5 protein-coding genes and 1 pseudogene are annotated in these 6,123 nt (G+C 50.2%); 3 read left to right on the top strand and 3 right to left on the bottom strand.

Annotation, left to right across the window (positions count from 1 at the left end):
* Window positions 1-33: 33 nt before the first annotated feature.
* Together HEQ72_RS10820 and HEQ72_RS10825 are read right to left on the bottom strand one after the other, a co-directional pair.
* On the bottom strand, window positions 34-387 hold the full coding sequence (locus HEQ72_RS10820; RefSeq protein WP_168023376.1) for a hypothetical protein: 354 nt from the start codon (window positions 385-387) through the stop codon (window positions 34-36).
* Window positions 388-572: 185 nt separating this feature from the next.
* Complete coding sequence (locus HEQ72_RS10825) at window positions 573-1,382, bottom strand: oxepin-CoA hydrolase, alternative type (RefSeq protein WP_168023377.1); 810 nt, start codon at window positions 1,380-1,382, stop codon at window positions 573-575.
* Window positions 1,383-1,705: 323 nt separating this feature from the next.
* On the opposite strand from HEQ72_RS10825, the pseudogene HEQ72_RS10830 reads away from it, so the two are divergent.
* Window positions 1,706-2,454: pseudogene (locus HEQ72_RS10830) on the top strand (SDR family NAD(P)-dependent oxidoreductase).
* Window positions 2,455-2,500: 46 nt separating this feature from the next.
* Here HEQ72_RS10830 and HEQ72_RS10835 read toward each other — a convergent pair.
* Window positions 2,501-4,012 (bottom strand): aldehyde dehydrogenase, encoded by a 1,512-nt coding sequence (locus HEQ72_RS10835; protein ID WP_168021157.1) that lies wholly within the window; start codon window positions 4,010-4,012, stop codon window positions 2,501-2,503.
* A 200-nt stretch (window positions 4,013-4,212) separates the two neighbouring features.
* Between HEQ72_RS10835 and speB the strand changes: the two genes are divergently transcribed.
* Together speB and HEQ72_RS10845 are read left to right on the top strand one after the other, a co-directional pair.
* Window positions 4,213-5,190: an agmatinase gene (gene speB, locus HEQ72_RS10840; RefSeq protein ID WP_168021156.1), complete on the top strand. Its 978-nt coding sequence runs from the start codon at window positions 4,213-4,215 to the stop codon at window positions 5,188-5,190.
* 3 nt (window positions 5,191-5,193) lie between these two features.
* Complete coding sequence (locus tag HEQ72_RS10845; RefSeq protein WP_168021155.1) at window positions 5,194-5,913, top strand: type 1 glutamine amidotransferase; 720 nt, start codon at window positions 5,194-5,196, stop codon at window positions 5,911-5,913.
* Window positions 5,914-6,123: the final 210 nt, after the last annotated feature.

Raw genomic sequence — 6,123 nt, forward strand, 5'->3', positions numbered from 1 at the left:
ATAAATAAATTATTTAGGTGTGTTATTTTTTATTTACGAATCGTGAAGGTGTACGCTAGATACAACTTTTCCAGAGCAGCTTGATGTTCCGTAATTAGCTGATATTTTATTTCCTGTAAGAAGAGATGCCATAAGTGCCTTGTATGCACCCTGAGCATCAGCCTTTGTAGCGTAGTTATAGTATTTAAACCATTGATTTTGTACCCTAAATTTTATGTATGTATCTGAGTCTATTGATACCTCTCTAACAACTTCATTCTTTATGCATACTCCGCTTTTGTAGTCATGGCTGTTATCGTTAGCTATTTCTGCATATGCAGGGCTCATTGAAATTACATATATTCCAATAATAAGGGCAGTTCTTGCGGATTTAATGGTGTAATTCATTTTTAATTTTATCCTTAATATGATCAACATTATGGATGAATTATGCATTTTGTCGAAATTATGTCAAAATTTTTATAGCTAATGATATTTATCAAAAGTGAATAAATGTTATTGTCATGTATTAAATATTATTAATTGAGATGTATATTTCCTTATATTTATATAAACAATGCATTCTCTGCGCGTTATGTGTAACGTGGTGGCCTTTTTTCCATAAATGCACGCATTCCTTCGATACTCTCTGGATGATGCAGGGCTTCACCAAAGTTCTGGGCTTCCAGATCCATCTGGGTATTCAGCACATTGTTGGCCGCAGCCTGTAAAAGCTTTTTGCCTCTCTCCATCGCACATCGAGGGCCAAGGGCAATGAGCATGGCAAAGGTTCGTGCAGCTTCTGTTACTTCGCCCTCAGGAACCATTTGGCGTATCAGGCCATAGCGATCAAGTTCGCGTGCCCATATCGGTTCCCCCAGAATTACAAGCCTGGAAGCCAGCGCGTGAGGTAATGATCGTGTCAGGAACCATGATCCGCCTCCGTCCGGGGTTAGCCCAACTTGGACATATGCCATGGTGAAGCGAGCTGTTTCTGAAGCAATGATAAAGTCACATGCCAATGCCATGCTGAAACCAGCCCCTGCGGCATCGCCTTCAACAGCAGCAATAACCGGTACAGGAGCGGATCGAATGGCTTTGATAAAGCCATGGAAGCTTTCAAAGGCAGCCTGTGTTCTTTCCTGCGGCTGCTGACGCAATGTGGTTAGCATGCTCAAGTTGCCACCTGAACAGAACGTACCCCCTGCACCTGCCAAGATAACGGATCGTATAGAGGTATCATGTCTGACCTCTTCCAAAGCTTTGCGGCCTTTCTGGAACAGAACCTCCCCTACGGCATTGCGTGTTGCCGGATCATGCATGGTAATGACAAGGGCAGAATGCTCGCGCCGGATATCAACAGGAACATCAAGATTAGGTATTTTTGTGGATGTTATTGTCATATTCAATGCCTCCCCTTTCCCCTGCTAAAGGGGGGTGATGATAAACGTATTAATGGAATAGAGAAGTCGGTATTTTATGCAATGTATAATAATGTCATTCCTGCAAACGATACGGATGCTTCGTAATGGGCGTGTCATTGTATCTATTAATGCCGTTTACATGTTTCCCGCTCTTATACAGCTTTAATATGGAACAATTCTGCACTTTAGATTCCTGTTTTCCATCAGTGATACCTGATTTTTACAGACATACAGTGTTATAGCTCTGTCTATCAATTGCCAAGACACATCAACTTATAGGATAATACAAGGGCCTTATATCCATGGGAAAAACAATTGTTATTACCGGTGCAACAGCTGGCATCGGTTTGGCCGCAGCCAAGCGTTTTGTTCAGGCCGGGTGGAAGGCTGTGCTGATCGGACGTCGTGCGGAGCGTCTAGAAGAAGCACAACATCAACTTGGTGGTCATGACCTTTGTGTATTGATATCCGCGATGCTGTGGCCATGGAAAAGGCATTGGCAGCTTTGCCTGCTGATTTTTCTGACATTACAGCTTTGCTGAATAATGCCGGATTGGCACTGGGCATGGAGCCTGCCCAATCCTGCCGTCCTGAAGAGTGGCAAACCATGATCGATACCAATATAACAGGTCTTGTTCATGTTACGCATAGCCTTCTGCCTCGACTCGTTGCGGCGGGCAGCCGTGCTATCATCGTCAATATGGGGTCTATTGCCGGTACATACCCATATCCAGGTGGGAATGTATATGGTGCAACCAAGGCTTTTGTGCACCAGTTCAGCCTCAATTTACGCACGGACCTGCATGGTACCGGTGTGCGTGTCGCATGTATTGAGCCGCGAATGGTTGAGACCGAGTTTTCAACGGTTCGCTTCCGCGATGATCTCGAACAAGCACGTTCCGTCTATGAAGGAGCCTCTGCCCTTCAGCCAGAGGACATAGCCGAGACCATTCATTGGGTTGTCAGTCAGCCTCCGCATGTCAATATCAACCGTATTGAAATCATGCCGACCACCCAGTCTTCTGCACCTTTGCGAATTTATCGGTCATAAAGGGACGGAAACCAGCCTGCGAATAACAGGCTGGTTTCCGCTACTGTCAGCGGATCTGAAGCCAAGTTGTCTTCATTTCCGTATATTTGTCAAATGCATGCAAGGATTTGTCTCGGCCAATACCAGACTGGCGGTATCCCCCGAAGGGGACAGTAATATCGTCGGCATCATAACAGTTTGCGTAAATAACCCCCGCTCTCAGAGAGCGGGAAACGGTGTGTATGGTATTGACATTGTCGCTCCACACGGCTGCAGCAAGACCATAGGGGCTGTCGTTGGCAATTCTCACGGCTTCCTCGACACTGTCGATGGTTATGATGGACAGGACGGGGCCAAAAATCTCTTCGCGTGCGATGCGCATCGCATTGTTTACGTTATCGAAAATGGTGGGTTCAATATAACAACCACCGTCAACAGGGTTGGCACGTCCTCCCCCCTTGATCACAAGACCACCTTCACGGCGTCCTGCATCAATGTATCCCATGACTCGCTCGGTGTGGGTTTCATCAACCATGGCGCCAAGACGGCAGGCAGGATCGAGAGGATCCATGGGCTGCATGGTATCGGCATGTGCCAGAATCATGCCCACAACTTGATCCTTGATACGCCGGTCGACAACGAGACGGGAGCCTGCCGTACACATTTCCCCCTGATTGAAGAAAATGGCTTCTGCTGCAGCCCGGGCCGCTTCGTCCAGTACAGAACAGTCACCCAGAATGATGTGAGCCGACTTGCCACCACACTCCAGCCCAACTTTCTTCATGTTGGAACGACCCGAATATTCCAGGAAATGTTTGCCCACTTCTGTGGAGCCTGTGAAGAAAACCCCGTCAACATCCATGTGAAGACCCAAAGCCTTGCCGGCAACAGTTCCATAACCGGGTACCACATTGAACACTCCGTCAGGAATACCGGCTTCTGCTGCCAGAACAGCAAGCCGAATGGCGGTCAAGCTGGATTGTTCTGCAGGTTTCAGGATAACCGAATTACCGGCAGCCAAGGCGGGAGCGATCTTCCAGGCGGCCATGATCATGGGGAAGTTCCATGGAACAACCGCAGCCACAACGCCCAAGGGTTCCCGCGTAATCAGAGCCAAAGCAGATGCTGGAGCCGGTGCAATCTCGTCATACACCTTGTCAACGGCTTCGGCATACCAGCGGAATGTTCGTGCTGTTGCCCGGACATCACAATGAAGGCTGTCTGTAATGGGCTTACCCATATCAAGGGTTTCCAGCAGCGCCAGCTCCTCACGGTGATGCTCGATTTTCTCGGCAAAAGTCAGCAGGACTCTCTTGCGCTCTGATGGGTCAAGGCCGGCCCATCGCCGATCCTGGAAAGCGGCCCGTGCGGAATCAACCGCCATATTAACGTCCACAACCCCACATGATGCCACTTCAGCCAACGGGCGACCGTCGATCGGACTGTAAGATGTGAAAACATCTCCGGAAGCCGAATCGGTCAACTTGCCTCCGATAAAAGCTCTCCCTTCTATTCCTCGTGCCAAGGCAAGATCGGCCCGCGTTGCCCAAGTGGCACGATCAAGAATTTGCTTGTTCATCACAGTATCCTTTGTATCCGGCATAGAGCGCCAATCATGCTGACAGTTGCGAGTAACCAGAATTCTGTTGGTTGTTGATGCAGTGGGTCGACAAAAACAGATGCCCAGGTGATGCTTGGAGGGTGCTGTCGCGCCCTGTGGGTTGATACTATTATATTCTGGCTGGCCACGAAATATCCGGTCTTGCGGGAAGGAATAAAATGGATCCATGTCAGCCGTTTGGTGATCAGGCTTTTCGCCGGAAAGATCCTTATGGGCGGTGGCCCGAGATGACCTATGGCGGTGCCCTGAGTTTTTTGCGGCGCCCCTATACGCGCAATTTGCAGGGTGTTGATGTTGCCGTTATGGGAATTCCCTTTGACGGTGCGGTCACCTATCGGCCAGGAGCCAGGCTTGGTCCACGGGCCATACGGGCTGCCTCGGTTTCCTTGGCCGAGCTGAAAGCATTTCCGTTTGGCTTTGATCCTTTTACACGCTTGTCGGTGATTGATTACGGCGATTGCTTCCTGGATCCGCATCACCCGGACGGCATTGTCTCAACGATTGAACGTGAGGCGCGCGCTATTCTGGACACAGGTACGCAGCTTGTCAGTCTCGGGGGGGATCACTTTGTAACCTATCCCCTCTTGAGGGCCCATGCCGCAGTCCATGGTCCCTTGGCCTTGGTGCATTTTGATGCCCATAGTGACACGTGGGATGATGACGGGTGTCGCGTGGACCATGGCACCATGTTTGCGCGTGCCGTACAGGAAGGACTGGTGGATGTGGCCCGTTCCGTTCAGCTTGGCATACGGACCCATAATGACCGGGATTATGGTTTTCGTGTCCTGACCGCACCGTGGATCCATCGGGAAGGGCCGGGCAAGGCGTCTCAAATTGTTCACGATCGTGTTGGTGGTGCGCCGTGCTATGTTACGGTCGATGTAGACTGTATAGATCCAGCCTTTGCGCCTGGAACGGGTACTCCTGTTGTTGGTGGACTGTCCTCATACCAGTTCCTGGATATTTTGCGGGGATTGAGCGGCCTGAAAATCATCGGTGTTGATGTTGTTGAGGTGGCTCCTGCCTATGATGTATCGGACATAACAGCACTGCTGGCAGCAACTGCTGCGCACGACTGTTTATGTCTGATGGCAGCAGACAGACCTGAATATGCTCACGGTCGGCAAGAGAGGTGAAGCGTGCACATTGGTATTCTGGAAACCGGACGACCACCGGATGAACTGGTGAAACAGCATGGATCTTATGCCGACATGATCCGCACCTTTCTGGCCCGTGAGGAACCGGATTGGTCGTTCTCCGTCTACCCGGTTATTGATGACGTGTTCCCGCAAGATGTATCGCTCTGCCATGCATGGGTTATCAGTGGGTCTCGTCACGGCGTTTACGAGAATCTAGCATGGATGATCCGCCTGAAGACATTCCTTGGGCAGGCCATTGCAAAGTCTGTTCCTGTTGCAGGGATTTGTTTCGGGCACCAAATCCTGGCTGAGGTCATGGGCGGTGTTGTCCGCAAGTCCGAGCGGGGATGGGGCATTGGAGTACAGGAGTATATGTTGCAGATACCTGACTCTGCCGGGGGCAGCTTGCAGCTACACGCCATCCATCAGGATCAGGTTGTGGTGTGTCCTCCCGGAGCAACGGTTCTTGCTTCTTCCTCTTTTTGTCCCTATGCGATGCTGGCTTATGGCAACAAAGCGCTCGGGATTCAGGCGCATCCGGAATTCTCCCGTGATTTCGAGAAGGATCTTTTGCTTTTGCGTCGAGGGCACACCCTGCCGCCGGATCTTGTTGATCAAGCGGTTACTCGTTTGGGGACGGAAAGAGTCAAAGCTGATTCCGCAGCACTTGCCCATCGTATCAGCGCTTTTATCAAGGCTGGGATCTGTCAGGCATCATAAATGATACCGAGATGATGCTCCATCAGGCAAAGCTATCATAGAAGGGCTGTCTGCTATCGGTGTGTACGGTGTATAAATAGATCTTATGCTCCAGCCTTACTCATATGCCAGAATGCGAGGAGGGTTGCGAGAGCGACGTCGGAGAGGAAGTTTCTGTCGAGTTTGTCATAGCGGGTTGCGACGCGGCGGAAGTCCTTGATGCGACAGAAA

It is taken from the genome of Haematospirillum sp. 15-248 (assembly GCF_012102665.1).
GTDB lineage: Bacteria > Pseudomonadota > Alphaproteobacteria > Rhodospirillales > Rhodospirillaceae > Haematospirillum.